We start from the raw sequence: 24,814 nt of genomic DNA, 5'->3' as shown, positions 1-24,814 counted from the left end.
AGCAACTGAACCCCGTTACGGCGGGGTAGCCACGGAGGCGAGCAAACCATGGGCATCGCGCTGTCGATCATCGTTTTCCTGCTGGTGCTGATCCTGATCTGGGGGATCATCGTCTACAACGGTCTGGTGCAGCTGAAGCACAACGTCTCGCAGGCCTGGTCGAACATCGACGTGCTGCTTCGTCAGCGTCACGACGAGTTGCCCAAGCTGGTCGAAACCGCCCGGCAGTACATGCACTACGAGCGCGATACGCTCGAACGAGTGATGGAGGCGCGCGCGGCGGTCAATGACGCGCAGCAGCGCGGCGACGTCGGGGCGCTGGGCGGGGCCGAGCAGAGCCTGCGCCTCGGTCTGGGTAACCTGTTCGCGGTGGCCGAGGCCTACCCCGAGCTCAAGGCCAACGAGACCTTCCAGCACCTGCAGCAGCGCATCAGCGGGCTGGAGAACGAGATTGCCGATCGGCGCGAGTTCTACAACGCGGCGGTCAACACCAATAACATCCGCATCGAACAGTTCCCGGATGTCCTGATCGCCCAGTTGTTCCGCTTCCGTGCCTTCCGGTTGCTGGAGTTCGATCGCAAGACCACCGAAGACGTCGACGTGAAGGCCCTGTTCAGCTGATCCCGGCTGTTCGCAGTCTGGTTGACGACCGATGCAGGACGCCCTATCCGACTGGTTGATCGGTCTCGAACCGGGTTTCTACCTGGTGCTCTGGACGGGGTTGCTGATCCTGCTGCTGGTCTGCCTGTTCGTCGGGTTTCGCACCCTTGCCCGCGCGCGAATCATCGCCCATACCCCCACCGCCAAGCTGCGCTCGGCCGCCCAGGGCTTCAACGAGATTGAGGGCACCGGACGGGTGATCGACGAGCACCCTCTCTACTCGCCGCTGACCTTCACCCCGTGTCTGTGGTTCGACATGAAGATCGAGCGGCTTGAGTCCAGCGGCAAGAATCGGAACTGGGTCACCGTCGAGCGGCGGACCAGCGATGCCCTGCTGCGGATCGACGATGGCACCGACGAGGCGTTCGTCGATCCGGATCACGCCCGGGTAATCCCGCATTCCAGTCGACGCTGGCGCGAGCGTGCCTCGGACTCCGACTGGTCGTCGACGTCCTCGCTCGGTTTCGGCGGCAAGCCGTATCGCTACACCGAACGCCTGCTTCTCCCCGAACAGCCCCTTTACGTGCTCGGCTGGTTGGAAACCCGTGGCCACCGCAATGGTGGTGTCTCGGAGAAGGACGTGATCGAAAGGCGTCGTCGTGCACTGCTGCAGGAGTGGAAACACGACGCGGCGGCCCGTGAACGTTTCGATCTGGATGGCGATGGCGAGATCTCGCCGCGTGAATGGGACTGGGCCATGCGCCTGGCTCGGGCGCAGGCGAGAAAGGAGCTCAGCGAGGTCGATGACCCACGGGTCTCGGGCAGCAACACCGTTCATCTCCTGCACCGGCCGACGGGTGGTGAGCCGTTCATCATCTCCGGGCTGCCCCAGGAAAGCCTGATACGCCGCAAGACCCGCAAGGCTGGCGCGTTCATCAGCGCCGCGTTGCTGTTGTTCGTGATCTGGCTGATCGCCCAGGGGATTCGCGCGCCGTTCTGACGACCCGCAGGTTGCCCGGATTCTGCGAGAATGGTCCCATGATTTCGCTCACGGATTTCGCCCGAGGCAGACGCGCATGAACATCGTTAGCTGGAACGTCAATTCGCTCAAGGTCCGCCAATCGCAGGTACTGGAATGGCTGGCCGACCAGCCCGCCACCCTGCTCGGCTTGCAAGAGCTAAAGCAGCTCGACGAGGCCATCGATCGCGAGACGATCGAGGCGGCCGGCTACCGCGTGATCGCCAACGGCCAGAAGACTTACAACGGGGTGGCGTGGGTCTATCCCGCCCACTGGCCGGAACCGACCGACGTGGTCACCGATATCCCCGGTTTCGAGGACCCTCAGCGACGGGTGATTGCCGCGACGTTCGGCGATTTGCGGGTGATCAACCTCTACGTGGTCAATGGCGAGGCGGTCGGTTCGGAAAAATACGCCTACAAGCTTTCCTGGCTGGAAGCCCTGACCCGGTGGTTGGCCGAGGAGGCAGGCCGGTACGCCAAGCGCGTGGTGGTCGGCGATTTCAACATCGCCCCCACGGACGCCGATGTCCATGACCCGGAAGCCTGGCGGGATCGTATCCTGTGCAGCACCCCCGAGCGCGATGCGCTCGACCGGATCCTCGAGACCGGATTGATCGACGCCTTCCGCCTGTTCGATCAGCCGGAGAACGCCTTTTCCTGGTGGGATTATCGGCAGGCCAATTTCCGTCGCAATCGCGGCCTGCGGATCGACCTGATCCTGATCAGTGAGGCCCTGCGCGATCAAGCCCGGGCCTGCCGGATCGACGTGGAGCCCCGTCGCTGGGAGCGTCCGTCCGATCATGCCCCCGTGGTGCTCGAACTCGATCACGGTGCGCCCGGCAGCTAACGGGCGCCGCAGCCCGACCGCTAATCGGTGCTATCGCCGTCTGACCCCGGTGGCAGGCAACCGACCAACGCCCGCCATTGATCGATCACGATTTGTCTCTCGGCCTCGTACGCCTGGGCCTCGACCACCGAGCGGCTGCCCAGCAGGGCCTGATGATGGCCCGCGTCCCGCAGAGTCCGGTAGGCCTGGATCAGCGAGTCGCTGGCCTCGGCGTCGATCAACCCGGCATCCCTGAGCGAATCGAGCTGACGGATGTTATCCGTGAACTCGAGGATCTCCGGGTGCTCGGCGGCATGGCGCAGCAAGAGGTACTGCACCAGGAATTCGATGTCAGTGATGCCGCCGACGTCGCGCTTAAGGTGGAATAGCCCGGCCGGTGTCTCGGTTTGGTTTGCCCTCATTTTGCGGCGCATGCCCACCACGGCCTCGCGCAGCTCGATCGGGTCCCTTTCCTGGGTCAGCGTCTGGCGCCGGATCTCGGCGAAGGTATCGCCCACCGAGTTGGATCCGCCCACGAAACGCGCCCGGCACATTGCCTGTACCTCCCAGACCCAGGCGTGTTCCGCCTGGTATTGCGCGAAGGCGTTCACCGACGAGACCAGCAACCCCCCGACGCCGTCCGGCCGCAGGCGCGTGTCGACCTCGTAGAGCACGCCGGCCGGCGTGCGGATGCTCAGGGTGTGAATGATCTTCTGGGCCAGCCGCGCGAAGTAGAGGCTGTTGTCTATCGATCGATCACCGTCGGTGACCGCTTCCCGATCGGTGGAATCGTGCAGGAAGACCACGTCGAGGTCCGAGCCGTAGCCGAGCTCGATCCCGCCGAGCTTGCCGTAACCGATGATGGCCAGCCCCGGCGTGAAGGTCTCGCCGGCCTCGTTGACGGCGCGGGGCTTGCCGTGGCGCGCCTCGATTTGCTCGCGGGCACGCTGGTGAACCGCCTCGAGGATCACCTCGGCGATCCAGGTGAGCTGGTCGGATACCCGCATCACCGGCAATGCGCCCACCACGTCGGCAGCGGCCACCCGCAGGGTCGCAAGTTGCTTGAAGCGGCGCAGTTCGTCGAGGCTGCGTTCCTCGTCGTGCGGACATTTGCCCAGCAGTTCCCCCAGTTCCTGTGCCAGTTCCGTCTTGTTGGGCGGGGCATACAGGGTTTCGGGGTCGATCAGCTCGTCGAGGAGAATCGGGTGCTGCGTCAGCAACGAGGCAATCCACGGGCTGCCGTGGACCAGCCGGACCAGTTGGCGACGGGCCTGGGGCTGTTCGATCAGCAATGCGACGTAGACCGAGCGGCGCAGGATGGCCGTCAGCAGGTCGAGCATGCGATCGAGGATAGCCACCTGGCCCTGATAGGCACTGATGTCACGCAGCAGATCGGGCATCAGCTCGTCGAGTCGCTGCGCCACGGTACCGCTGATCGCCGGCGCCTGGGTATCGCGCCACGACGAGAGGTGGCGCTCCAGCACCGAGGCCTGCTCGAAGCCGTGGCGTTCGAGGATGGCGACGCGATCCGTGACATTGCCCAGGCCGTTCCAGACCTGTTCCAACGGTTCCTCGCTCTCATCGTTGTCGCTGGGCAGCCGCAGTACCTCGGAGAAATGCCCGTGGATGCGGTCGCGGTGCTGGTCGAGGGCATAAAGGAAATGACCCCAGTCCTCGAATCCCATCGCGATCGCCAGGCGCAGTTGATCGAACCTGTTGTCCGGCAGGGTCTGCGTCTGGTGGTCGTAGAGCATCTGCAGACGGTTCTCGGACCGGCGCAGGAAGTCGTAACCGGCGGTGAGATCGGCGACGGTGTGTTCGTCCAGCTCGCCCATTTCCTCGAGGATGGCGAGCACCGGGATCAGTCGTCGCGCCTGCAGCTCGGGTTCGCGCCCGCCGCGCAGTAGCTGGAACAGCTGGCCGATGAATTCGATCTCGCGGATGCCGCCGGGGCCCAGCTTGATGTTGTTGTGCATGGCGGCATCGGTCATCTCCCGTTCGATCATGCGCTTCATCTCGCGCAATTGGCTGAACGCACCGAAGTCGAGGTAGCGACGGAAGACGAACGGCCGGAGCATGTCCATCAGCTCGCGCCCGGCCTCCTGGTCGCCCGCAATCACGCGTGCCTTGATCCACGCATAGCGTTCCCATTCGCGTCCGCGCGTGGCGTAGTAGAGCTCCAGCCCGTCGAAGCTCATCGCCAGGGGGCCTTCGTCGCCGTTGGGGCGCAGGCGCATGTCGACGCGGAAGACGAAGCCGTGACCGGTCTTCTCGTCGAGCGAGCGGATCAGCCGCTGGCCGAGCCGGATGAAGTACTCCGCGTTGCTGATTGTCTTGTTGCCATCGGTCTCCCCTTCCTCGGCGTAGGCGAAGATCAGGTCGATGTCCGAGGAGTAATTGAGCTCGTCGCCGCCGAGCTTGCCCATGCCAATCACGACCAGGCCGATCGGCTCGCCGTTCGGCCCGCGCGGCTGACCAAAGCGCGACTGCAGGTGATGCTCGTGGTAGGCAAGCGCCTCGGCGACGCAGTAGTCGGCCAGTTTCGACAGCGAGCGCAGGGTGGCATCGGTGTCATCGATGCCGTTGAGATCTCGCCAGGCGATCAGGATCATCTCGCGCCGACGCAGGCGTCGTAGCTCCCGACCGAAGGCCGCCGTTTCCAGCGCTCGGCGCTCGTCGACCGAGCCGTTCAGCCGGGCGAAGCGCGCCTCGAGCCCGTCGCCGAGAAAGTCGTCGGCGCATCCATCGAGCACGTAATCGAGGATGTCGGCCTCGGCCGCCAGACTTTGCTGGATGAACGGGCTGCAGCGCATCACGTGTTCGAGCTGGGCGCGTTGCGAGGGCTCCAGTGAGGAGGACTGGCTCAGTTGATCAAGCAGCGTCTGTGCGGGGGTGATTTCGTCGAGGTCGGACACGGGGATCGGCCTGTCGGTTGATGAGGGATGCCTCGATCATACGCCTTGCCGGTAGGTGGGTGCAGGGTTGCAGTGCCGTGATTCGGGTGACGTTCGATCGGCCACAAAAAAGCCCCGGGCCTTTGATAAGGGAACCGGGGCGGCTTGCGTGCGGGGTTCTGGCGTTACGGGCGAACCAGCACGTAACCGGCGTCGACCAGGTCGAGGATGCGGGCAATACCGGCTTCGACCGGTACGGCGGCGGAATTCATCTCTGGTTCCTTGCCCAGCTTGCGCGTCGCGCCGGCAATCGAGTTCTCGCAGGCGGAGAAGCGCACGCCCTGATCGGCCAGCGACTGGATGCGCTCGGCGTGATGGTTGTTGGCAAACAGCATGCTGATGCCCGGACCGAAGGCAACGACTTCGACGTCGATCTGATCCGGGCCACCACGTGCCTTGAGGACGTTGTTGGCAACATTGAGCACCAGGTTCTGGCGCTGCATGTCACTTTCTGTGATTTGCAGCACCAGGTGTTCCTTGGCCAGGGTATTGCCGCCGACCTTCTCGATCTTGTCGGCATCGGCGGCATGCGCTGCATTGGCGAAGGAGAACGCGGCAAGCAGCATCAGCCAGGCGGCCGGGAAAAGGGAACGGGTTTTCATGAAAATCCTCCTTGAGTGGTTTTCGTCGGTTTTATTGTCACGGGTGTGAATTGCATCCCGTCGAACAGCATACGCTCGAGCGAATGGAATCGCAGCCCTTTAGTCGGTTAATTATCGAATGGGGTATCAGCGAATGTTGGGCAAAATCGATGGCGACGATGCGAGCTTTTGCGACCTCGCGCGCAACCGGAGGAGCCGTTGGCCAAGCTGTTGACCTGACGCTATTTTTTAGCGAACATATCGATCATGCGATCGGCGGCTATCTGCCCGCCCCGTCCCCGCGTGGCAGCGATGTCGCCCAGCTCGTTGCCTATTTGAGTCCCGGACGGACCGTCGACCCAATCCAATCCTCATGGCATGTCAGACGGCCCGTCGCATGCCGTGGCGCAGGCGTTGTTGCTTAGATTACATGACGTTATTCAAACAGCTTTTGAAGAACCCGCGGGGTCGGGATTTCATCGTCGGCGATCTGCATGGCAGTCGGCCGCTGCTGGAAAAGATCCTCGACAAGCACGATTTTTCCCCGGAGCGGGATCGTGTCATTGCCGTAGGGGATCTGATCGACTACGGCGAGGATTCACTGGGCACCCTGCGTCTCTTGGGTGAGCCCTGGTTCTTTTCCGTGGCCGGCAATCACGAGCGGGTGATCGCGAATCATCGCGACGCGCTCGCCGAACGTTGCCTGACCGCTCGCCAGCGCGCCGACCTCGAGGCGATGGGCTCGGCCTGGCTGCTGGAGCCCTACGACAAGCTAAACGACGACAAGTGGGACGACCTGATCACCGAGGTGATGAACCTGATCAGCCAGATGCCGCTGATGATCCAGGTCGGCAACGGACCGGCGGCCGTCGGCGTGGTGCATGCCGAATTGCCGCTGTGGGACTGGGACCAGAACATCGCCCGACTCGAGCGGGTCAAGAAGCTGAGCTACTGGGCCGCGACCAAGGCCGACCCGCAGCTCGACACCATGCTGTGGGGGCGCTCACAGGTCCACGAGGTGCTCGATGGCCGTCGACCGGAACGCAGTGTGCGGGGCATCGACTGGGTCATCGCGGGTCACACGATTACCGGCCAGCCCGTGCGTGATGGCAACCGGCTCTGGATCGACTGCGGCGCCTGGGACGAACGGCCCGGCCGTGGGCTGGCGCTGGTCGAGGTGGGCGACACCCTCGCCGTGAGCGCTCACTACCACGACCCCAGTGTGCGGACCCACCGGTTCGTGCGCCGCGGGCACCACTTCCATTCCGTGATCGATGCGACCGGCTGATCCGATGTTCGATTTCAATCGTCTCTCTCTGACGGAACTGCGGCGCCTGATCGAGATGGCGCGTGCCGAACTGCAGCGTCGCGACCGCGAGCCAGTCGACGAACATACCCTAATCAAATCACTGGAGCTGGACCTAAAGCGTCATCATCGGCGCAAGGATCAGGAGCCCTTCGATCCCTTTGCCTGATCCGGCGCGGCCGGCGCCCCATTAAAAAAGGCCCCTCGTTCGAGGGGCCTTCTCGTGTGCGGATCGACAAGCGGCGCTCAGTGGCGGAAGTGGCGCATCCCGGTGAATACCATTGCGATGCCGTGCTCGTCGGCCGCGTTGATGACTTCCTGGTCGCGCATCGAGCCGCCCGGCTGGATCACGGCCTTGATGCCCGCCGTCGCCGCGGCGTCGATGCCGTCGCGGAACGGGAAGAAGGCATCCGAGGCCATTACCGAACCTTCGACAGGCAGGCCGGCATCGGCCGCCTTGATGCCGGCGATGCGCGCGGAGTAGACCCGGCTCATCTGGCCGGCGCCGACGCCGATGGTCTGCTGGCCGCTGGCGTAGACGATGGCGTTGGACTTGACGAACTTGGCCACCTGCCAAGCGAACAGCAGATCCTGGATCTCCGCCTCGTCCGGCGCACGCTTGGTGACGATCTTCAGGTCATCGGCGCCGACCACGCCGTGGTCGAAGTCCTGGACCAGCAGCCCGCCGCCGATGCGCTTGAAGTCCATGCCCGGGGCCGGCTTGACCGACCAATCGTCGATCGCGAGTGCCCGCACGTTCGGCTTGGCGGCCAGCTCGGATGCCGCCTCGGCCCCGATCTCGGGGGCAATGATCACCTCGACGAACTGGCGATCGACGATGCTGCGTGCCGTGTGGGCGTCCAGCGGCCGATTGAAGGCGATGATGCCGCCGAAGGCCGAGGTCGGGTCGGTGGCGAAGGCACGGTCGTAGGCGGTGGTGATGTCGTCACCGGTGGCCACGCCGCAGGGGTTGGCGTGCTTGACGATCACGCAGGCCGGGCGGTCGAACTGCTTGACGCATTCGAGTGCGGCATCGGCGTCGGCGAGGTTGTTGAAGGACAACGGCTTGCCCTGGACGATGCGCGCGCGGGCCAGCGTGCCCGGTGCGGCGTCCGGCTCGACGTAGAAGGCCGCGTTCTGGTGCGGGTTCTCGCCGTAGCGCAGATCCATCGACTTGTTCAGCGGAAGATGCCAGGTCGGCGCGAACGCGCTTTCCTCGAACTGGCGGCCCAGGTAGTCGGCGATCATGCCGTCGTACTGGGCGGTGTGGCTGAAGGCCGCCCCGGCCAGACGCTGGCGCGTGGCCATGGAGATGCCCTCGCCGTTGATCTCCCCGAGCACGACCTCGTAGTCGGCCGGGTTGACCACGATCGCCACGTCGTTGTGGTTCTTGGCCGCCGCGCGCACCATCGCCGGGCCGCCGATGTCGATGTTCTCGATCGCCGTTGGCAGGTCGCAGTCGGGGTCGGCCACCGTGCGGGCGAACGGATAGAGGTTGACCACCACCAGATCGATCGGCGTGATGCCGTGGGTGACCATCACCTCGTCGTCGGTGCCGCGACGGCCGAGGATGCCGCCGTGGATCAGCGGGTTGAGCGTCTTGACCCGCCCGGCCATGATCTCCGGGAAACCCGTGACGTCACTGACCTCGCGCACCGGCACGTCGTTCTCGCGCAGCAGACGGGCGGTGCCGCCGGTGGACAGCAGTTCCACGCCGGCGGCGTGCAGACCCTGGGCCAGGCCCAGGATCCCGGTCTTGTCGGAAACGCTCAGCAGGGCGCGGCGCGGCTTGACGGCATGATGGCTCATGGGGATATCCGTGTTTTCAGCGATGGGTTCGAACGCACCAGCCGCACGACGGGAGCGGTGCGCAAACCGCGCATTGTACCCGCTTGGCCCGGAGGTGTTTAGGCTCCCTTGCCGCAACTCACGACCCGCTCGTTCGCCGGTCTCCCGAGAGATCAGTGCGTGGTGCCGTGGCGGACGATATTCTCGTAGAGGGACGAATAATCGTGATTGCCGTGGCCGGCGTAGATCCCTTCCTCGAGCACGTGCTGCAGGCCAATCAACAGGTGGGTGTCGATGTCCTGTCCGGCGGCACTGCGCGTGAACAGACGGATGTCCTTGAGCAGGTGCTTGAGCGGGAAATTGGCCTTCTCGAACGAGTGGTCGAGCATGTTGCCCAGCTTCTTGTCGAAGGTCGGCGCGTAGAGGGCCGATGCGCGCAGGGTTTCCATGAAGCGGTCGACATCGACCCCCTCGCGCTGGACCAGCCCGAGGCTCATGGAGAAGGCCGCGGTCAGCGAGCCGATCAGCTGATTGAAGGCGAGTTTGGCGGCGGCGCCGCTGCGTACCGCCCCGAAATGGGTCGGCGTGCCCAGCGCTTGCAGCAGCGGGTCGAGGCGTTCGATCAGCGCCTCGGAACCGCCCAGCAGCAACTGCAGCGTGCCACTTTGCGCCTGCGGGATGGAACCGAGGACGGGGGCCTCGAGGTAGTCGCCGCCGAGCGCCTCGACCCGGCGTGCGATTTCGGCGGATTCCGACGGGGCGATGGTCGAGCTGTTGATCACCACGTGATCGCGGATGCCGGCCTCGCCCAGTCGGTCGATTACCTCGCGGCAGGCAGTGTAGTCGCTGACCATCATCCAGAGGGTCTCGGCGCGATCGGCAAGATCGGCCAGGCTGGCGGCGACGGGGATGTTCTCGATCTCGCGTGGGTGGCGGTTAAAGCCGGTCACCGCCCAGCCAGCTTCTGCGAGACGGCGGGCCATGGCGGTTCCCATCAGCCCCAGGCCGATCATTCCGATCGTGGTGTTCATGACGGTGCCCTCTTCGATGTTCTGTGCTGCGGTCGTTCTCTCGCCACAATCGCGCGGGGCACGCTCCGTCGTCTGGTGGATTGCGGCGGGTATAGGGTTATGCTTGCGCCAGCGGTCGTTCGTTTCCCTGTCGCCACTGGTGGAATCGCGAACCTTCGGGCCTTACTTTCGTGTCGTTACCGGCCCGTTTCGGCCTAAGGAGGCTAGCAGAACCCGGTGGTGATTTCCGGCTCCGACGGCCCCGTGTTCCGACTATTCCCTGGCCACCCCTCAAGGAATCGTGATGAGGCAGGATCTCGACAGCCACTGGCGCCGCTGGCTCAATTCCGACCGCCGCCGCCCCCGCAGCGGGCAGGGCAACCTCCTGGCGACCGTGCCGGCGCAGACGCGCACGGCCATCGAGCGCGACTACGACCGGGTGCTGTTCTCCACCCCGGTGCGCCGGATGGCCGACAAGACGCAGGTCTTCCCGCTGGATCGCTCGGACAGCGTGCGCACCCGGCTGACCCATTCGCACGAGGTGGCCAACCTGGCCCGCTCGGTGGGCATCGATCTGGTCTTCCACCACGGCGTGGCCGCGGGCTTGCCCGAGGCGTTGCGCGACGTCCCCGCCCTGCTGGCCACCATCGGCCTGGCCCACGATCTGGGCAACCCGCCGTTCGGTCATCAGGGCGAGGATGCGATCGCGCGCTGGTTCGAGATCAACCGTGCCGAGGTGCTGGATGCCGAACCGGCCCTGAGCGCGGCGATGAAGCAGGACTTCCTGCGCTTCGAGGGCAACGCCCAGACCTTGCGCCTGCTGACCAAGCTCCAGCTGATCAACGACGACTACGGCCTGAACCTGACGCTCGCGAGCCTCGCCGCGCTGGTGAAGTACCCCGCGGCCAGCGACGAGATCGACCGCGGTCGGGTTACCCACAAGAAGCACGGCTATTTCCAGTCCGAGCGGGCGCTGATGGACGAGGTCTGGGCCGGGACGGGACTCGCTCCCGGCCAGCGCCACCCGTTGACCTGGATCATGGAGGCCTGCGACGACATCGCCTACTCGGTGCTGGACGCCGAGGACGCGGTCAAGAAGGGGCTGCTGTCGTTTTCCGATACCATCGCCTTCCTGCGCCACGAGGCGCCGGACGACCCGGTGGTCACGGCGGTCTGCGACGCGGCGGCCGCCGAGCACAAGGCCTATCGGCGCGAGCGCCTCTCGCCGGACGAGCTCAACGACATCTCCATGCAGACCTTCCGCATCCGCGCGATCGGGGCGCTGATGGAGGCGATCGGCGAGGTGTTCATCGACTCCTTGCCGGCCATGGCCGAGGGCCGTTTCGAGCAGGAGCTCGTGGATGCCTCGCGCGGCGGGCGCCTGCTGGCCGCCCTGAAGGCCTGCAACTGGCAGCACGCCTACCGGCATAAGTCGGTGCTGCGCGTCGAGCTGACCGGCCTGAGGGTGATCCACGGCCTGATGGATGCCTTCTGGTACGCGATCACGCGCCGCGAGGATCGGGATGACCCGGCCAGCCCGCGGTCCACGCCGCTGGCCGGTTACATCTACCAGCGCATCTCGGAGAATTACCGGCGGGTGTTCGAGTCACCAGGCAACCCGATGCCGATCCGCTACCGCGAGGCGCAACTGCTGACCGACATGATCTCCGGGATGACCGACAGCTTCGCCGTCAGCCTGTTCGAGGAGTTCCGCGAGGTGGGTTTCCGCCCGTCCACGCAGGCCTGAGCGTGGCGACTACCCGCTTAGCCTTTGATGATTGCCAGAAAATTGCCAGGAGCCCGATGAGCGAATCCGACCAGAGCCCCGAAAAAAGCCACTTCTTCGCCTACCTCTCGCGGATGAAGTACATCTACCGCTGGGGGCTGATGCGCAACACGCGCAGCGAGAACGTCCAGGAACATAGCCTGCAGGTGGCGATGATCGCCCACGCCCTGGCGGTGATCGGCAACCAGGAATTCGGCGAGAACAACGACGTCGGTCGGGTGGTCAGCGTGGCGCTCTACCACGATGCCTCGGAGATCATCACCGGCGACCTGCCCACACCGGTGAAGTACTTCCGCGAGGATATCCGCGATTCCTACAAGGCACTCGAGGCGCACGCCGAACGCAAGATCATCGGCTTGCTGCCCGAGTCATTGCAGGAATCGTTTGCCGAGGTGATCGAGAGCGCACGCATCGAGCCCGAGGTGCTGCGGCTGGTCAAGGCCGCCGATTCGCTGTCCGCCTACCTCAAGTGCATCGAGGAGCGGGCCGCCGGCAACCAGGAATTCCGCCGTGCCGAGGAGTTCCTGTACGGCAAGCTTGACGAGATGACCGACCTGCCGGCGGTGGCCTTCTTCCGTCAGCAGTTCGTCGATGCCTTCGAGCTGACCCTCGACGACCTGAGTCACGACTGAGCCCCGGCAACCCCGGGCGCGATCACTTCGCCGAGCTGGTCGATTCGTTCGGCTCCGTCTCGGCGGTGGCATCCTCCGTCTCGTCGTCGTAGAAGGTCCGCCGCGAGATCTGGCAGAAGGCGCCCTGGCGCTTGACGAAGTGGATCGAGCCGGCAACCACCAACCCACCGATCACCAGCAGCAACAGGCTGCTCTGCACGTAGCCGAGCGTGACGATGGCCACGCCCACCAGGCCGACGTGCCGTGCCTGGATATGCAACAGGTCCTCGTGCTTCTGGGACAGGGCCGCCAGGGCCGCCCATTCGATTGCCAGCACGATCAGGAGGACCAATGGCGCCACGGCGACCTTCGGGTAGGCGACGGCGATCACGCCGAGTACCCCGATGATCGCCAGTACCACCCATTGAGCGATCTGCTGATTGCGCGAGCCCCGGTTCGAGGCAAGCAACGTGCCCTTGAGGCGTAGCCAGTGGATCAGCCCGGTGACGCCGGTCCAGACACCGATGAAGATGCCCAGCACCGCGGCCAGGCGCAGATCCCAGGCACCGAGGTAGAGCGTGGTCTGCTCCCAGCCGATCACGCCCAGCAGGGTGATGGTGATGCCGCTGCCGATCAGGACGATCGCTGCACCCCGCACCAGGTCGATCAGGCGGGTATCCTGGTTGCGATTGGCCCGATACCACGGCGCGGCGGCCACGCCGAAGGCCAGCGCGGCGATCGCCAGCCACGCCTTCCAGCCCATGCCCGGCAGATCGCCGGCCGCCCCGGGGAAGAGCGCGCCGGCGAGCACGATCAGGATCGCCAGCGGCAGCGCCCACATCCAGACCCGGCGGCGCCCCGGGTGGGTCAGCGCCGAGAGGGTAATCAGTACCAGCCCCAGGGCGAACCAGCCGGCATTGTCGATCATCAATCCGATGCCCATCACGACACCTCCTTGCTGGCACGTTCATGGGCGAACTGCTGTTCGCGGTCCTCCTCGTCGAGCAGGTCCTGCTCGTCGGGCTCGTCCGCCGGTTCGGCATGTATCTCCTGGCGCAGCAGCAGGAAGGCCGTCGCCGCCGACTGCGCGCCGAAGAACACGGCGATGGTCGACAGCACGAGCTCGAGCGCACTCTGCGAGGTCAGCAGCGCGCTGACGGCCGCGACCACCAGGAAACCGGCCAGGGTGGTGACGATCAACAGGCCCCGGCCGCAGTGTTCCCGTTCGGCACGCAGCGCGCCGGTCAGGCCGAGCGCCAGTGCCAGTAGCACCACGTAGGCGGCGATGGTTGGATCCATGTCGGTGTTCCTTCAGTCGTGATGGCCGATCGTCCGATCGGCCGGATGAAGCGATGGTCAGTCGGGATCAGTCGTCCAGCTTTTCCAGGAACGCCTTGGCATCCAGCGCGGCCATGCAGCCGGTGCCCGCCGAGGTGATCGCCTGGCGATAGACGTGGTCCATGACGTCGCCGGCCGCGAACACGCCGTCGACCGAGGTCGCGGTGGCGTTGCCGTTGGTGCCGCTCTTGACGCTGATGTAGCCGCCGGGCATGTCGAGTTGGCCCTCGAAGATGCCGGTGTTGGGCGAGTGGCCGATGGCGATGAACACGCCGGAGAGCTCGAGATCGGAGGTCTCGCCCTCCTTGTCCTTGATGCGCAGGCCGTTGACGCCCATCTGGTCGCCGAGCACCTCGTCGACCTCGTGGTTCCAGTGGATCTCGACGTTGCCGTCCTCGGCCTTCTTCATCAGGCGATCGATCAGGATGTCTTCGGCGCGGAAGCGGTCGCGACGGTGCACCACGTGCACCTTGGCCGCGATTTTGGAAAGGTACAGCGCTTCCTCGACCGCGGTGTTGCCCCCGCCGACCACGGCGACCGTCTGGTTCTTGTAGAAGAAGCCGTCGCAGGTCGCGCAGGCCGACACGCCCTTGCCGCGGAAGGCCTGCTCGGACTCGATGCCGAGATAGCGGGCCGAGGCGCCGGTGGCGATGATCAGGGCATCGCAGGTGTAGGTGCCCTGGTCGCCGGTAAGCGTGAACGGGCGCTCGTCGAGCTTGGTGGTGTGGATATGATCGAAGATGATCTCGGTGTCGAATTTCTCGGCGTGCGCCTTCATGCGGTCCATCAGCGCCGGGCCGGTCAGGTCGTCCGGGTCACCCGGCCAGTTCTCCACCTCGGTGGTGGTGGTCAGCTGACCGCCCATTTCCATGCCAGTGATCAGGACCGGGTCCAGATTGGCCCGTGCGGCGTAGACCGCGGCGCTGTAGCCGGCGGGGCCGGAGCCGAGGATGAGCAGTTTGCTGTGGCGGGTGTTGCTGTCGGCCATGGTGTGGGAGCACTCCTGTGATTATTCGGTGTAAGGGTCACCGGCGTGACGGCGACCGCCGGATCGGCGTGAAATCATCCGGTCCGGCAACGTGTGACTGGTTTGCCTAGAATGACCCGGGATTGACCCGGTCTCGGGTTCGGCGACGCGTGTTGGTGCGTCGGCCGAGCACGTCCAGACTGTAGGATACTCGTCGAAAAATGTTGAGGCCATCGAATGAATTACCAAGGTGAACCGGACTACAAGCACGGCAGTGCGGAAGGACTGGGAGTACTGCTGCTGAATCTCGGTACGCCGGACGCGCCGGAGGCGCCGGCGCTGCGCCGTTACCTCGCGCAGTTCCTCTCCGATCCGCGCGTGATCGAGCTGCCGAAGTGGAAGTGGTGGCCGATCCTGCACGGCATCGTGCTGCGCACCCGCCCGGCGAAATCCGCCGAGGCCTACCGCTCGGTCTGGGATCACCACGGCGAGGGCTCGCCGCTGCTGACCATCGCGCGGCAGCAGCAGCAGGGCCTGCAGGAGCGGTTGAGCGAGCAGATGGCCGGCCCGGTGACCGTGGCACTCGGCATGCGCTACGGCAACCCGTCGGTGCCCTCGGCCCTGCACGAACTGCGCGAGGCCGGCTGCCGGCGCGTGGTCGTGTTGCCGCTCTACCCGCAGTACGCCGGTGCGACCACCGCCTCGACGCTGGACGCGGTCTTCGACGAATTCATGCACTGGCGCTGGGTGCCCGAGCTGCGCACCATCAACCAGTATCACCGTGACCCGGGCTACCTCGATGCCCTGGCGGCGAGCATCCAGGAGCATTTCGACGAGCACGGCAAGCCCGACAAGCTGATCATGAGCTACCACGGCGAGCCCAAGCGCTACCTGCTCAACGGCGACCCGTACCACTGCCACTGCTACGTCACCTCGCGGCTGGTCGCCGAACGCCTGGGCCTGTCCGAGGACGACTACATGGTCACCTTCCAGTCACGCTTCGGCCCCGAGGAGTGGCTCAAGCCCTACACCGACGAGACCTTGAAGGCCCTGCCCGGCCAGGGCGTCAAGCACATCGCCGTGATCTGCCCGGGCTTTTCGGCCGACTGCCTCGAGACCATCGAGGAGATCGGAGACGAGAACCGCGAGTACTTCGAGGAGGCTGGCGGCGAGACCTACCACTACATCCCGGCGCTCAACGACCGGGGCGATCACCTCGATGCGCTGGCCCGTCTGGTCCGTCAGCACACCCAGGGCTGGGTCGAGCACAGCGAGTTCGATGCCGTCGAGGACCAGCGCGAGCGCGACCGGGTGCGCGAGAACGCCCTGAAGATCGGGGCGAAACAGTAGAGCGCGTCCGGGATGAACGAGGGTCTTGGCAACGGAGCGCTTGCCGGCATCGGCGTGGTGGTGATCGGCGACGAGATACTTTCCGGTCGCCGGCAGGACCGGCATCTCGCGGCGGTCACCGAGCGCCTTGCGGACCGCGGGCTGGTGGTCGACTGGGCGCAGTTCCTGCCTGATCGCGAGATCACCATCATCGATCTGCTGCGTCGCAGCCGAGCCGACGGCGCGACGGTGTTCTGCTTCGGCGGCATCGGCGCGACGCCCGACGATCTCACTCGGGCCTGTGCCGCCAAGGCCTTCGGGCGACCTTTGGTGCGCCACCCCGAGGCCGCCGCACTGATCGAGTCGCAGTTCGGCGAGGGCGCCCACCCCAAGCGCATCCTGATGGCCGACCTGCCGGAGGGCGCGGAACTGGTACCCAACCCGTTCAACCGCGTGCCGGGCTTTGCCCTTGAACGGCATTTCTTCCTGCCCGGCTTCCCCGAGATGGCGCACGCGATGCTCGATAACATCCTTGCCGGCCCGCTGGCCGGACTCGGGGATGCGGGCTACGTGGAGCGATCGCTTTGGCTGATCGACACCCCGGAGAGCGAGCTGGTCGACCTGATGGAGGCGTTCTGTGCGGCCCACCCGGCCTTGCGGCTGTTCAGCCTGCCGGTGCTCTCGACCGAACGACGGCTGCTGGAACTGGGCTTCAAGGGGGAACGTGCGGAGGTCGAGCGGGCCATGACCGCGCTGGTCGCCGCCTTGCATGAACGCGAGATCACGGTGCATTCGCAGCGCCCCGCGTGAGGCGGATCCGTCCCGCCGGGGGGATTGAACTTGAACTTCATGCGGGAAGCCCTATCTCATCGATCTGGCCCCTTCTCGTTTGGTCCCTTTAGCCTTGATCCGGGGCTTGGCTGTTACCTTTCGCATGATTCCGAACCGGAATAGGAGTTGGTCGATGATGGCATTCGTGACAACCCGCCGAGCCGCCGCGCTTCTTGCGGTCGCACTCGCCGCGACGATGCTGCTGTTGGGGTCGCCTGCCCAGGCGCAGTACCCGGATTTCGCCAAGCTGGCGAAGGACAACGCCCCGGCGGTGGTCAACATCAACACCGTCACCAAGGGGCAGCAGTCGAGCCAATCGGGGCAACTGCCGCAGATGCCGAACCTCCCGCCGGGCCCGATGGGCGACATGCTGCGCGATTTCTTCGAGCAGATGCCGCAGCAGCCGATGCCGCGCTCGCGTCCGGCCCAGTCGCTGGGGTCGGGTTTCATCATCAGTGACGATGGCTACGTCATCACCAACGCCCACGTGGTCCGTGGCGCGGACGAAATCAGTGTTCGCCTGAACAATCAGAAGGAGTACCCCGCCGAGCTGATAGGCGAGGATCGCCGTACCGACATTGCCCTGCTGAAGATCGATGCCGAGGACCTGCCCGCCGTGACCATCGGCGACTCCGACGAGGTCGACGTGGGCGAATGGGTGCTGGCCATCGGCGCGCCGTTCGGGCTGGATCATTCGGCCACCCACGGCATCGTCTCGGCCATCGGCCGTGACCTGCCCAACGAGACCTACGTGCCCTTCATCCAGACGGATGCACCGGTCAACCCGGGCAACTCCGGCGGCCCGCTGATCAACGCCGATGGCGAGGTGATCGGCGTCAATTCTCAGATCTACACCAACTCCGGCGGCTACATGGGCATCTCGTTCGCGATCCCGGTAAACGTGGCCATGAACGTCGCCGAGCAGCTCAAGGACACCGGCGAGGTGCGCCGCGGCTATCTCGGCGTGATCATCCAGCCGGTGACCGACGAACTGGCCCGCTCGTTCGGTCTGGACGACACGCAGGGCGCCTTGGTCGCCCAGGTCCAACCGGATACCCCGGCGGCCGAGGCGGGTCTCGAGTCCGGTGACATCATCACCGAGTTCAACGGCAAGCCGGTCCGGCGTTCCGGCCAGCTGCCGCGGCTGGTGGGCGCCGCCCCGGTGGGCGAGCCGGCCGAGGTGACCGTGATCCGTGATGGCGAAGAAATGCAGTTCGAGGTCGTGCTTTCCGAGCTGGATGCCTCGGCGGCCGCTGGTGGCGGCGCCCTGTCGTCGTACGGGCTGTCCGTCGCGCCGCTGGAAAAGGGCGATCGTGGCAGCCTCGGCGTGCGCTACGGCATCGAGATCGAATCGGTTGCCGGAGATTCGCCGTTTGCCGGGGCGTTCGAGCCGGGCGACGTGTTGCTGGAGGTCAATCGTCGCCCGATGCGCAGCGAGCAGGATCTTATCGAGGCGCTGTCCTCTGCACCGGAAAACCGCCCGGTTGCCATTCGCCTGTTGCGCCGCGGTCAACCGTTGTTCCTGGCGGTCGATCTGGACTGACGAACGAGACCGCCGCTCGAGGAACTTTTAACCGACTAACCACTCTCATTGAATGGCTCCTCATGGAAGAACCGCTGCCCCGACCCGATGGTCGGGGTTTTTTTTGCACTTTTGTTCTCGGCGGCTGCTCGGATGGCCGATTTGATTCGAATTTACCTTGCTAGAATCCATCCATTTGGACGAACACATGCGGGTAATCAGTTTTAACGCCAACGGCATCCGCGCCGCAGCGCGCAAGGGGTTCTTCGACTGGCTGGCCACGGCGGATGCCGATCTCGTTTGCATCCAGGAGACCAAGGCCCAGGCCTGGCAGCTGGAGAAGGACCCGACCTTCTGGCCCGAGGGCTACCACTGCCGCTACGTCGACGCCGAGCGCAAGGGCTACAGCGGGGTGGCCATCTACAGCCGGATCCAGCCAGAGGCCGTGACCACGCAAATGGGGCTGGGGGAGTTCGACGCTGAGGGCCGCTACTGTGCCTTCGACGTGGGCGATCTCACCGTCGCCTCGCTCTACCTGCCCTCGGGGTCGGCCGGGGATCACCGCCAGGCCTCCAAGGATCGCTTCCTGGAGGCCTTCCTGCCCATGCTGCAGCGGGTCCGTGACGAGGAACGTTCGCTGATCCTCTGCGGTGACTGGAATATTGCCCACCGCGAGATCGACCTGAAGAACTGGCGTGCCAATCGCAACAAGTCCGGATTCCTGCCCTACGAGCGCGCCTGGCTCGACCGGGTGTTCGATGACCTGGGTTTCGTCGACGCCCACCGGACCCTCAAGCCGGACGTCGCGGAGTACACCTGGTGGTCGAATCGGGCGAATGCCTGGAACAACAACGTCGGCTGGCGGATCGACTACCAGATCGTCACTCCGGATCTGAGCGAGCGGCTGGCGGACGTGCAGGTCTACCGCGAGGAGAAGTTCTCCGACCACGCGCCCCTGATCATCGACTATCGCTGATCCAACGGAACCTCTGCACGATTCGATGGTGTCTCCGGCTCGCGGGTTTGTTCGCAATCAAGGCGCCGTGCCGAAGGCGGGCTCATTGCCCGGCGAGGGACGGCAACGCCGAGTGCGGGCAAACCCGCCAGCCCCTTCGGGCGTGCCGCCAAGGACCCATTAGCGGTGTTGCAGCCCTTGCGAAGGACCCCGCCATTCACGGCGGACTGCGCCTTGCAACTGGGCCCTTGGCGGTCCCGCAGAGGCACTATCGAATCGTGCAGAGGTTCCCAAGAGAACCCTGCGGCACGCCGGGTATCTGACTTATACTTTCAAATGTTCGTTAACTCGTGCGGAGGTTCCACATGAAACACTGGATGACCCTGGTGCTGGCTGTCGCCGGCCTGGCCTTTCTCTCCGGCTGTGCCAGCAGTCTTTCGAGTGGCGCCTATTCGCGCGATTCGGCCCGCCAGATGCAGACCGTCTACTACGGCACGGTCCAGAACATCCGCACGGTACAGATCGAGGGCACCAAGACCCCGATCGGCACTGGCGCGGGCGCGATTACCGGCGGCATCCTGGGCAACCAGGTCGGTGGCGGCACGGGTCGCGCGCTGGCGACCGTTGGTGGCGCGCTGCTGGGTGGCGTGGCCGGTTCGGCGGCCGAGGAAGGCATTACCCGACAGGCGGGTTACGAGATCACCGTCCGACTCGACAACGGTCGGACCGTCAGCATCGTGCAGGCCACCGATGTATCCTTCCAGCCCGGCGAGCGCGTACGGGTGATCGAGGCGCGTGACGGCACCACCCGCGTGACTCGCTGAGCTGGGGAACCTCTGAACAGAGGTTCCCTGGGACCGACAAGAAACAGACGGAGAGACGATGACGGCAACGCCGCGTGGACAGCTATTCGTGATTTCGGCGCCCTCCGGGGCGGGCAAGACCAGCCTGATCAAGGCGCTGCGTGAACGTCGGCCGGAGCTGGCGTTGTCGGTCTCGCACACCACCCGCCCGCGGCGGGACGGCGAGATCAACGGCGAGCACTACCACTTCGTCGATATCTCGCAGTTCGAGGTGATGTTGGCCCAGGAGGCCTTCGTCGAGCATGCCAAGGTGTTCGACAACTACTACGGCACCAGCAAGGCGGCGATCAGTGAGGAGCTCGAGCGTGGCCGCGACCTGATCCTCGAGATCGACTGGCAGGGCGCGGCGCAGGTGAAGAAGCTGTTTCCCGAGGCGATCTTCATTTTCATTCTCCCGCCCAGCAGCGCCGAACTCGAAAGCCGCCTGCGCAATCGCGCCTCGGACGACGACGAGGTGATCGCGCGGCGTTTGGCGGAAGCCCGCCGCGAGATGAGCGAGTGCCACTGGTACGACTATCTCGTGATCAACGATAACTTCGAGCAGGCGCTGGATGAGCTCGACGCGCTGTTCATCGCCGCCCGGCTTGAGACCGATCGGCAGCGCGAACGGCAGCCCGAGCTGATCGCCGATTTGCTGGGCGAGGCCGACTGACCGTAAACTAGTGCTCAGAAACGTCTTTTCGGTCGAGAAGACACCCAACCGCGATACGGCCCGGTCGTCCCCTGACGGCCGGGCCGTCCAACCTGTATACCGAGGCTAAGACACCGATGGCACGCGTAACCGTAGAAGATTGCCTGGAAAAGATCCCCAACCGCTTCGAGCTGGTACTGACCGCGGCCAAGCGCGCCCGCCAGATCGAGCACGGCGCCGAGCCGCTGGTGCCGATGGGCAAGGAAAAGCCGGTGGTGATCGCCCTGCGCGAGCTGGGTGAGGGCAAGATCGATCGCGCACGCATCGACGAGATCGAGAAGCAGATCACCCTGTCTCGCTCCGAGATCACCGAGCAGGAGATCCGCGCCGAGCTGGCCCAGTTTGCCGACGAAAGCGCCGAACCGGCCCGCCCGGCCACGCCGGCCACCAGCGACGAGGCCTGAGCCCAAGGGCCGGGTCGGGGCACCGATGGAGAGCGGGCAGACAGGGACACCGGTCGTCGCCGCGACGGCCGAGTCGCACCTGACCGACGTCTTCTTCGCCCCGCTGGCCCAGCACCTCGCCGAGTATCTCGACCAGGCGGACATTGCCCGGATTCGCACCGCGTTCGAATTCGGTGCCCAGGCGCACGCCGGTCAGACCCGCAAGAGCGGCGAACCCTACATCAGTCACCCGATCGCGGTGGCGCACATCCTCGCGGACCTGCGCATGGACGAGGCCACCCTGGTCGCGGCCATCCTGCATGACGTCGTCGAGGACACCGACATCGTCCACGACGAGATCGTCGCCGAGTTCGGCGAGGAAGTCGCCCACCTGGTCGATGGCGTCTCCAAGCTCGCCCAGATCCGCTTCAAGTCGAAGGCCGAGGCGCAGGCGGCGAACTTCCGTAAGATGATGATGGCGATGGTCGAGGATGTGCGCGTCATCCTGATCAAGCTCGCCGACCGCCTGCACAACATGCGCACGCTCGGCGTGATGCGCCCGGACAAGCGTCGGCGCATCGCGCGCGAGACGCTCGACATCTACACGCCGATCGCCAACCGGCTGGGCCTCAACGCCATCCGGCACGAGCTCGAGGACCTGGGCTTCGCCTCGCTCCACCCGTTGCGCCACCGCATCCTCAGCGAGGCGGTGCGCCGCGCGCGCGGCAACCGCAAGGAGATCGTCGCCGGCATCCAGGAGCGTTTCGAGCAGCGCTTCTCCCACGAGGGCCTGACCGCCGATAGCCTGGCGCGCGAGAAGCGCCCCTATTCCATCTACCGCAAGATGCAGTCCAAGCACCTCTCCTTCAAGGAGGTGTTCGACGTGTTCGCGGTGCGCGTGCTGGTGGACTCGGTTGACGACTGCTACCGGGCGCTCGGCATCGTCCACAATCTCTACAAGCCGCTGCCGGGGCGCTTCAAGGATTACATCGCGATCCCCAAGGCGAACGGCTACCAGTCGCTGCACACCATCCTGTTCGGCCCGCACGGCATTCCGCTCGAGGTGCAGATCCGCACCCACGAGATGCACCAGTTCGCCGAGTCCGGTATCGCCGCCCACTGGCTCTACAAGACCCAGGGCGACCGCGGGTCGGTCACCCAGACCCGGGCGCGCGAATGGCTGCGCGACCTGTTGGAGATCCAGCAGAAGGCCGGCAACCCGCAGGAATTCCTCGAGTCGGTCAAGGTCGACCTATTCCCCGACGAGGTCTACGTCTTCACGCCGATGGGCGAGATCATCGAACTGCCACGTCGTGCCACCGCGGTGGATTTCGCCTACGCGATCCACACCGACGTGGGCAATACCTGCGTGGCCTGCAAGATCGATCGGCGTTTCGCGCCACTGTCGACCCCGCTCGAGTCCGGTCAGACCGTCGAGGTGATCACCGCCCCGGGCGCGGTGCCCAATCCCAGCTGGCTGTCGTTCGTGGTCACCGCTCGGGCACGGGCCAACATCCGCGCCTACCTCAAGCATCTGCAGGATGCCGAGGCCATCCGCCTGGGCCACCGTCTTCTGGCAAAGGCGATGACGGCCGAGGGCTGCGACATCGAGGAGCTCGACGAGACGCGCATCGACAAGATCCTGCGCGAGTACCACCAGGAGAGCTTCAACGACCTCTTGCGCGAAATCGGTCTGGGCAATCGCATGGCCCCACTGGTCGTGCGCCTGCTCAAGGCCGAAGCCGGCAAGCTAGACCCCGACGAGATCCTGCGTGACGGTAGCGCCAAGCAGGCGCCGGTGATCATCAGCGGCACCGAGGGATTGGTGGTCAGCTTCGCCGGCTGTTGTCACCCGGTGCCCGGCGATTCGGTGGTCGGCTTTCTGTCGACCGGTCGCGGGATCGTCGTCCATCGCCAGGGATGCCCCAATGCCAGCGATGCCGGTGAACACCCCGAGCGCTGGCTGGCGGTGGAATGGGAGACCCAACCCACCGGCGAATACCAGTCGCAGATCAGCATCCAGGCCAACAACGTACGTGGCGGCCTGGCGCGCATCGCCGCGGCGGTGTCTGACGCCGGCTCCGACATCGACGACGTGCGCTTCGACGATCGCGACGTGAACCTCACCATCATCGACATCACCGTGCGCGTCACCGACCGGATCCACCTGGCCCGCGTGATGCGCTCGATCAAGCAATTGCGTGACGTGGTGCGCGTCTCGCGCCACTGACCTTTCACGGAGAGACCATGAGCCGACGCGAAATCATTCAGAGCAACGACGCCCCGGCCGCCATCGGCCCTTATTCCCAGGCCGTGCGCGCCGGCGACACCGTTTACCTGTCCGGGCAGATCGCGCTCGACCCGGCGACCATGACGCTGGTCGAGGGTGGCATCGAGGCGCAGACCCGACGCGTGTTCGACAACCTCACCGCCGTCTGCCGCGCCGCCGGTGGCGAGCTGGCCGACGTGGTCAAGCTGCAGATCTACCTGCCGGATCTGTCGCACTTCGAGACCGTCAACGCGATCATGAAGGAATATCTCGCCGAGCCGTTCCCGGCCCGCGCGGCCCTCGGTGTGCGCGCCCTCCCCAAGGGCGCCGAGGTGGAGATCGACGGGGTGATGGTCCTGCCGGACTGATCGGCCCGTTTGTGCAACCCGGACGAGAAAAGGCCCGGTTGGCATCTGCCACCGGGCCTTTTGCTTGTCGTCGTCTCCAATCGGGTTCGCCCATCCGGGCGAATGCCTCGATCAGTCGAAGTTGTAGACCAGATTGACCGAGGTATAGGTGTCCGTGTTTTCGGTACCGGCCGGCACGTCGGTGTTGTGCTGGACGGTATAGGCGAGCTTCATTGCCAGCGTCTCGGTCAGGGAGGTGGACAACCCAGTAACCGATTCGATCTCGGTGTTGTCCTCTCCGGCAAGCACGGTCACGTCCTGGTTGAATTCGGCGAAATCAGAAAGGCGGTACTCGAAACTGCTGGCGACACGCGCGATGGGGTTGGTCTCGCGCACGCCGTCCTCGGTTTCAGAGACCCGGAGACCCGGACCGATCTCGGCGTCCCAGTAGCCGCGTTCCGAGACCCAGAGCTTACGGCCGTAACCGGCGGCGACACTGGACTGGTATTTGTAGCCCGAGAACTCGTCGTGGGTGCCGCGCAGCACGCCGAACAGGTAGTCGCGCTCGGTCAGGGCGTAATTGCTCTCGAACTCGCCCAGTGCCCGGTTCGCCGTGTCCTCGCCGTCTTCGCTTGCCTGCATGGCCTCGAGGCGGAGGTCGTGGGTCCAGGGGCCGGTCACGTAGCCCATCTCGAACTTGCCGTTGACTATGGACGATTCGGTGTTACCGGTGGTCATCGAGGCGCCTAATTCGGCCGAGCCACTCCATCCTTCATCAACTGGGTATACGGATTTAATGGTTGATGGGGCACCTTCACCCCATCAATCTGATACCA

General features: G+C 65.2%; 24 protein-coding genes. 16 read left to right on the top strand and 8 right to left on the bottom strand.

From position 1 onward, the window contains the following. The first annotated feature begins 48 nt into the window (after nucleotides 1-48). The 3 genes from D5687_RS08595 to xth all read left to right on the top strand — a co-directional run bounded on the left by D5687_RS08595 (nucleotide 49) and on the right by xth (nucleotide 2,468). Nucleotides 49-621 (top strand): LemA family protein, encoded by a 573-nt coding sequence (locus tag D5687_RS08595; RefSeq protein WP_125199368.1) that lies wholly within the window; start codon nucleotides 49-51, stop codon nucleotides 619-621. A gap of 31 nt (nucleotides 622-652) precedes the next feature. Continuing rightward, nucleotides 653-1,600, top strand: coding sequence for a GIDE domain-containing protein (locus D5687_RS08590; RefSeq protein ID WP_125199367.1), 948 nt, complete (start codon nucleotides 653-655; stop codon nucleotides 1,598-1,600). A gap of 76 nt (nucleotides 1,601-1,676) precedes the next feature. Beyond that, complete coding sequence (gene xth / locus D5687_RS08585) at nucleotides 1,677-2,468, top strand: exodeoxyribonuclease III (protein WP_125199366.1); 792 nt, start codon at nucleotides 1,677-1,679, stop codon at nucleotides 2,466-2,468. Between the two features lie 20 nt (nucleotides 2,469-2,488). Here the strand turns inward: xth and glnE are convergent, their stop codons facing one another. Then, nucleotides 2,489-5,362, bottom strand: a complete 2,874-nt coding sequence (gene glnE / locus D5687_RS08580) for a bifunctional [glutamate--ammonia ligase]-adenylyl-L-tyrosine phosphorylase/[glutamate--ammonia-ligase] adenylyltransferase (protein ID WP_158611824.1) — start codon at nucleotides 5,360-5,362, stop codon at nucleotides 2,489-2,491. A 164-nt stretch (nucleotides 5,363-5,526) separates the two neighbouring features. After that, entirely contained in the window at nucleotides 5,527-6,003 is a 477-nt protein-coding gene (locus D5687_RS08575; RefSeq protein ID WP_125199364.1) for a DsrE family protein, read from the bottom strand. A 409-nt stretch (nucleotides 6,004-6,412) separates the two neighbouring features. Here D5687_RS08575 and D5687_RS08570 point away from each other — a divergent pair, with 409 nt between their 5' ends. Next, complete coding sequence (locus D5687_RS08570) at nucleotides 6,413-7,270, top strand: metallophosphoesterase (RefSeq protein ID WP_158611823.1); 858 nt, start codon at nucleotides 6,413-6,415, stop codon at nucleotides 7,268-7,270. 4 nt (nucleotides 7,271-7,274) lie between these two features. Then, on the top strand, nucleotides 7,275-7,457 hold the full coding sequence (locus tag D5687_RS08565; RefSeq protein WP_125199362.1) for a hypothetical protein: 183 nt from the start codon (nucleotides 7,275-7,277) through the stop codon (nucleotides 7,455-7,457). Between the two features lie 77 nt (nucleotides 7,458-7,534). Here the strand turns inward: D5687_RS08565 and purH are convergent, their stop codons facing one another. Both purH and D5687_RS08555 read right to left on the bottom strand, forming a co-directional pair. Beyond that, nucleotides 7,535-9,097: a bifunctional phosphoribosylaminoimidazolecarboxamide formyltransferase/IMP cyclohydrolase gene (gene purH / locus D5687_RS08560; protein WP_125199361.1), complete on the bottom strand. Its 1,563-nt coding sequence runs from the start codon at nucleotides 9,095-9,097 to the stop codon at nucleotides 7,535-7,537. Between the two features lie 152 nt (nucleotides 9,098-9,249). Continuing rightward, complete coding sequence (locus D5687_RS08555) at nucleotides 9,250-10,125, bottom strand: NAD(P)-dependent oxidoreductase (protein WP_255410307.1); 876 nt, start codon at nucleotides 10,123-10,125, stop codon at nucleotides 9,250-9,252. Between the two features lie 265 nt (nucleotides 10,126-10,390). Between D5687_RS08555 and dgt the strand changes: the two genes are divergently transcribed. Together dgt and yfbR are read left to right on the top strand one after the other, a co-directional pair. Then, on the top strand, nucleotides 10,391-11,833 hold the full coding sequence (dgt, locus tag D5687_RS08550; protein ID WP_125199359.1) for a dGTP triphosphohydrolase: 1,443 nt from the start codon (nucleotides 10,391-10,393) through the stop codon (nucleotides 11,831-11,833). A gap of 56 nt (nucleotides 11,834-11,889) precedes the next feature. Beyond that, nucleotides 11,890-12,504 (top strand): 5'-deoxynucleotidase, encoded by a 615-nt coding sequence (gene yfbR / locus D5687_RS08545; protein WP_125199358.1) that lies wholly within the window; start codon nucleotides 11,890-11,892, stop codon nucleotides 12,502-12,504. A 22-nt stretch (nucleotides 12,505-12,526) separates the two neighbouring features. Here the strand turns inward: yfbR and D5687_RS08540 are convergent, their stop codons facing one another. The 3 genes from D5687_RS08540 to trxB all read right to left on the bottom strand — a co-directional run bounded on the left by D5687_RS08540 (nucleotide 12,527) and on the right by trxB (nucleotide 14,809). Continuing rightward, entirely contained in the window at nucleotides 12,527-13,426 is a 900-nt protein-coding gene (locus D5687_RS08540; RefSeq protein ID WP_125199357.1) for a hypothetical protein, read from the bottom strand. Then, nucleotides 13,426-13,782, bottom strand: a complete 357-nt coding sequence (locus D5687_RS08535) for a hypothetical protein (protein ID WP_125199356.1) — start codon at nucleotides 13,780-13,782, stop codon at nucleotides 13,426-13,428. Before D5687_RS08535 ends, D5687_RS08540 begins: the two co-directional genes overlap by 1 nt. Nucleotides 13,783-13,849: 67 nt before the next feature. Next, nucleotides 13,850-14,809 (bottom strand): thioredoxin-disulfide reductase, encoded by a 960-nt coding sequence (gene trxB / locus D5687_RS08530; RefSeq protein WP_125199355.1) that lies wholly within the window; start codon nucleotides 14,807-14,809, stop codon nucleotides 13,850-13,852. Nucleotides 14,810-15,025: 216 nt separating this feature from the next. Between trxB and hemH the strand changes: the two genes are divergently transcribed. From hemH to D5687_RS08485, 9 genes are all read left to right on the top strand, one after another. Next, nucleotides 15,026-16,138 carry a ferrochelatase gene (gene hemH, locus D5687_RS08525; RefSeq protein WP_125199354.1) on the top strand — a complete coding sequence of 371 codons (1,113 nt, stop codon included), beginning with the start codon at nucleotides 15,026-15,028 and terminating at the stop codon, nucleotides 16,136-16,138. 12 nt (nucleotides 16,139-16,150) lie between these two features. After that, nucleotides 16,151-16,927, top strand: coding sequence for a molybdopterin-binding protein (locus tag D5687_RS08520; protein WP_125199353.1), 777 nt, complete (start codon nucleotides 16,151-16,153; stop codon nucleotides 16,925-16,927). Between the two features lie 157 nt (nucleotides 16,928-17,084). After that, the gene (locus tag D5687_RS08515; protein ID WP_192894163.1) at nucleotides 17,085-18,491 is read left to right on the top strand and encodes a DegQ family serine endoprotease; all 1,407 of its coding nucleotides are present in this window, start codon (nucleotides 17,085-17,087) and stop codon (nucleotides 18,489-18,491) included. 187 nt (nucleotides 18,492-18,678) lie between these two features. After that, nucleotides 18,679-19,446, top strand: coding sequence for an exodeoxyribonuclease III (locus D5687_RS08510; RefSeq protein ID WP_125199352.1), 768 nt, complete (start codon nucleotides 18,679-18,681; stop codon nucleotides 19,444-19,446). 344 nt (nucleotides 19,447-19,790) lie between these two features. After that, nucleotides 19,791-20,249: a glycine zipper 2TM domain-containing protein gene (locus D5687_RS08505; protein ID WP_125199351.1), complete on the top strand. Its 459-nt coding sequence runs from the start codon at nucleotides 19,791-19,793 to the stop codon at nucleotides 20,247-20,249. Nucleotides 20,250-20,307: 58 nt separating this feature from the next. Beyond that, nucleotides 20,308-20,940 (top strand): guanylate kinase, encoded by a 633-nt coding sequence (gene gmk / locus D5687_RS08500; protein WP_125199350.1) that lies wholly within the window; start codon nucleotides 20,308-20,310, stop codon nucleotides 20,938-20,940. A 116-nt stretch (nucleotides 20,941-21,056) separates the two neighbouring features. Then, complete coding sequence (gene rpoZ, locus D5687_RS11540) at nucleotides 21,057-21,383, top strand: DNA-directed RNA polymerase subunit omega (protein WP_125199349.1); 327 nt, start codon at nucleotides 21,057-21,059, stop codon at nucleotides 21,381-21,383. Between the two features lie 25 nt (nucleotides 21,384-21,408). Beyond that, complete coding sequence (locus tag D5687_RS08490) at nucleotides 21,409-23,592, top strand: bifunctional (p)ppGpp synthetase/guanosine-3',5'-bis(diphosphate) 3'-pyrophosphohydrolase (RefSeq protein ID WP_125199348.1); 2,184 nt, start codon at nucleotides 21,409-21,411, stop codon at nucleotides 23,590-23,592. A gap of 17 nt (nucleotides 23,593-23,609) precedes the next feature. Then, nucleotides 23,610-23,999, top strand: a complete 390-nt coding sequence (locus D5687_RS08485) for a RidA family protein (protein WP_125199347.1) — start codon at nucleotides 23,610-23,612, stop codon at nucleotides 23,997-23,999. A gap of 111 nt (nucleotides 24,000-24,110) precedes the next feature. Here D5687_RS08485 and D5687_RS08480 read toward each other — a convergent pair whose 3' ends face one another. Then, complete coding sequence (locus D5687_RS08480; RefSeq protein ID WP_125199346.1) at nucleotides 24,111-24,776, bottom strand: YdiY family protein; 666 nt, start codon at nucleotides 24,774-24,776, stop codon at nucleotides 24,111-24,113. Between the last annotated feature and the right edge of the window lie 38 nt (nucleotides 24,777-24,814).

The sequence above is a fragment of the Guyparkeria sp. SCN-R1 genome, from assembly GCF_003932495.1.
Taxonomy (GTDB): domain Bacteria; phylum Pseudomonadota; class Gammaproteobacteria; order Halothiobacillales; family Halothiobacillaceae; genus Guyparkeria.
This window is presented reverse-complemented; position numbering and strand designations above follow the sequence as displayed.

Bases quoted from the DNA above. Each gene is read 5' to 3' on its own strand.
- D5687_RS08595 (WP_125199368.1), top strand. From the start codon at position 49: ATGGGCATCGCGCTGTCGATCATCGTTTTCCTGCTGGTGCTGATCCTG.
- D5687_RS08590 (WP_125199367.1), top strand. From the start codon at position 653: ATGCAGGACGCCCTATCCGACTGGTTGATCGGTCTCGAACCGGGTTTC.
- xth (WP_125199366.1), top strand. From the start codon at position 1,677: ATGAACATCGTTAGCTGGAACGTCAATTCGCTCAAGGTCCGCCAATCG.
- D5687_RS08575 (WP_125199364.1), bottom strand. From the start codon at position 6,003: ATGAAAACCCGTTCCCTTTTCCCGGCCGCCTGGCTGATGCTGCTTGCC.
- D5687_RS08570 (WP_158611823.1), top strand. From the start codon at position 6,413: ATGACGTTATTCAAACAGCTTTTGAAGAACCCGCGGGGTCGGGATTTC.
- D5687_RS08565 (WP_125199362.1), top strand. From the start codon at position 7,275: ATGTTCGATTTCAATCGTCTCTCTCTGACGGAACTGCGGCGCCTGATC.
- purH (WP_125199361.1), bottom strand. From the start codon at position 9,097: ATGAGCCATCATGCCGTCAAGCCGCGCCGCGCCCTGCTGAGCGTTTCC.
- dgt (WP_125199359.1), top strand. From the start codon at position 10,391: ATGAGGCAGGATCTCGACAGCCACTGGCGCCGCTGGCTCAATTCCGAC.
- yfbR (WP_125199358.1), top strand. From the start codon at position 11,890: ATGAGCGAATCCGACCAGAGCCCCGAAAAAAGCCACTTCTTCGCCTAC.
- D5687_RS08540 (WP_125199357.1), bottom strand. From the start codon at position 13,426: ATGGGCATCGGATTGATGATCGACAATGCCGGCTGGTTCGCCCTGGGG.
- D5687_RS08535 (WP_125199356.1), bottom strand. From the start codon at position 13,782: ATGGATCCAACCATCGCCGCCTACGTGGTGCTACTGGCACTGGCGCTC.
- trxB (WP_125199355.1), bottom strand. From the start codon at position 14,809: ATGGCCGACAGCAACACCCGCCACAGCAAACTGCTCATCCTCGGCTCC.
- hemH (WP_125199354.1), top strand. From the start codon at position 15,026: ATGAATTACCAAGGTGAACCGGACTACAAGCACGGCAGTGCGGAAGGA.
- D5687_RS08520 (WP_125199353.1), top strand. From the start codon at position 16,151: ATGAACGAGGGTCTTGGCAACGGAGCGCTTGCCGGCATCGGCGTGGTG.
- D5687_RS08515 (WP_192894163.1), top strand. From the start codon at position 17,085: ATGGCATTCGTGACAACCCGCCGAGCCGCCGCGCTTCTTGCGGTCGCA.
- D5687_RS08510 (WP_125199352.1), top strand. From the start codon at position 18,679: ATGCGGGTAATCAGTTTTAACGCCAACGGCATCCGCGCCGCAGCGCGC.
- D5687_RS08505 (WP_125199351.1), top strand. From the start codon at position 19,791: ATGAAACACTGGATGACCCTGGTGCTGGCTGTCGCCGGCCTGGCCTTT.
- gmk (WP_125199350.1), top strand. From the start codon at position 20,308: ATGACGGCAACGCCGCGTGGACAGCTATTCGTGATTTCGGCGCCCTCC.
- rpoZ (WP_125199349.1), top strand. From the start codon at position 21,057: ATGGCACGCGTAACCGTAGAAGATTGCCTGGAAAAGATCCCCAACCGC.
- D5687_RS08490 (WP_125199348.1), top strand. From the start codon at position 21,409: ATGGAGAGCGGGCAGACAGGGACACCGGTCGTCGCCGCGACGGCCGAG.
- D5687_RS08485 (WP_125199347.1), top strand. From the start codon at position 23,610: ATGAGCCGACGCGAAATCATTCAGAGCAACGACGCCCCGGCCGCCATC.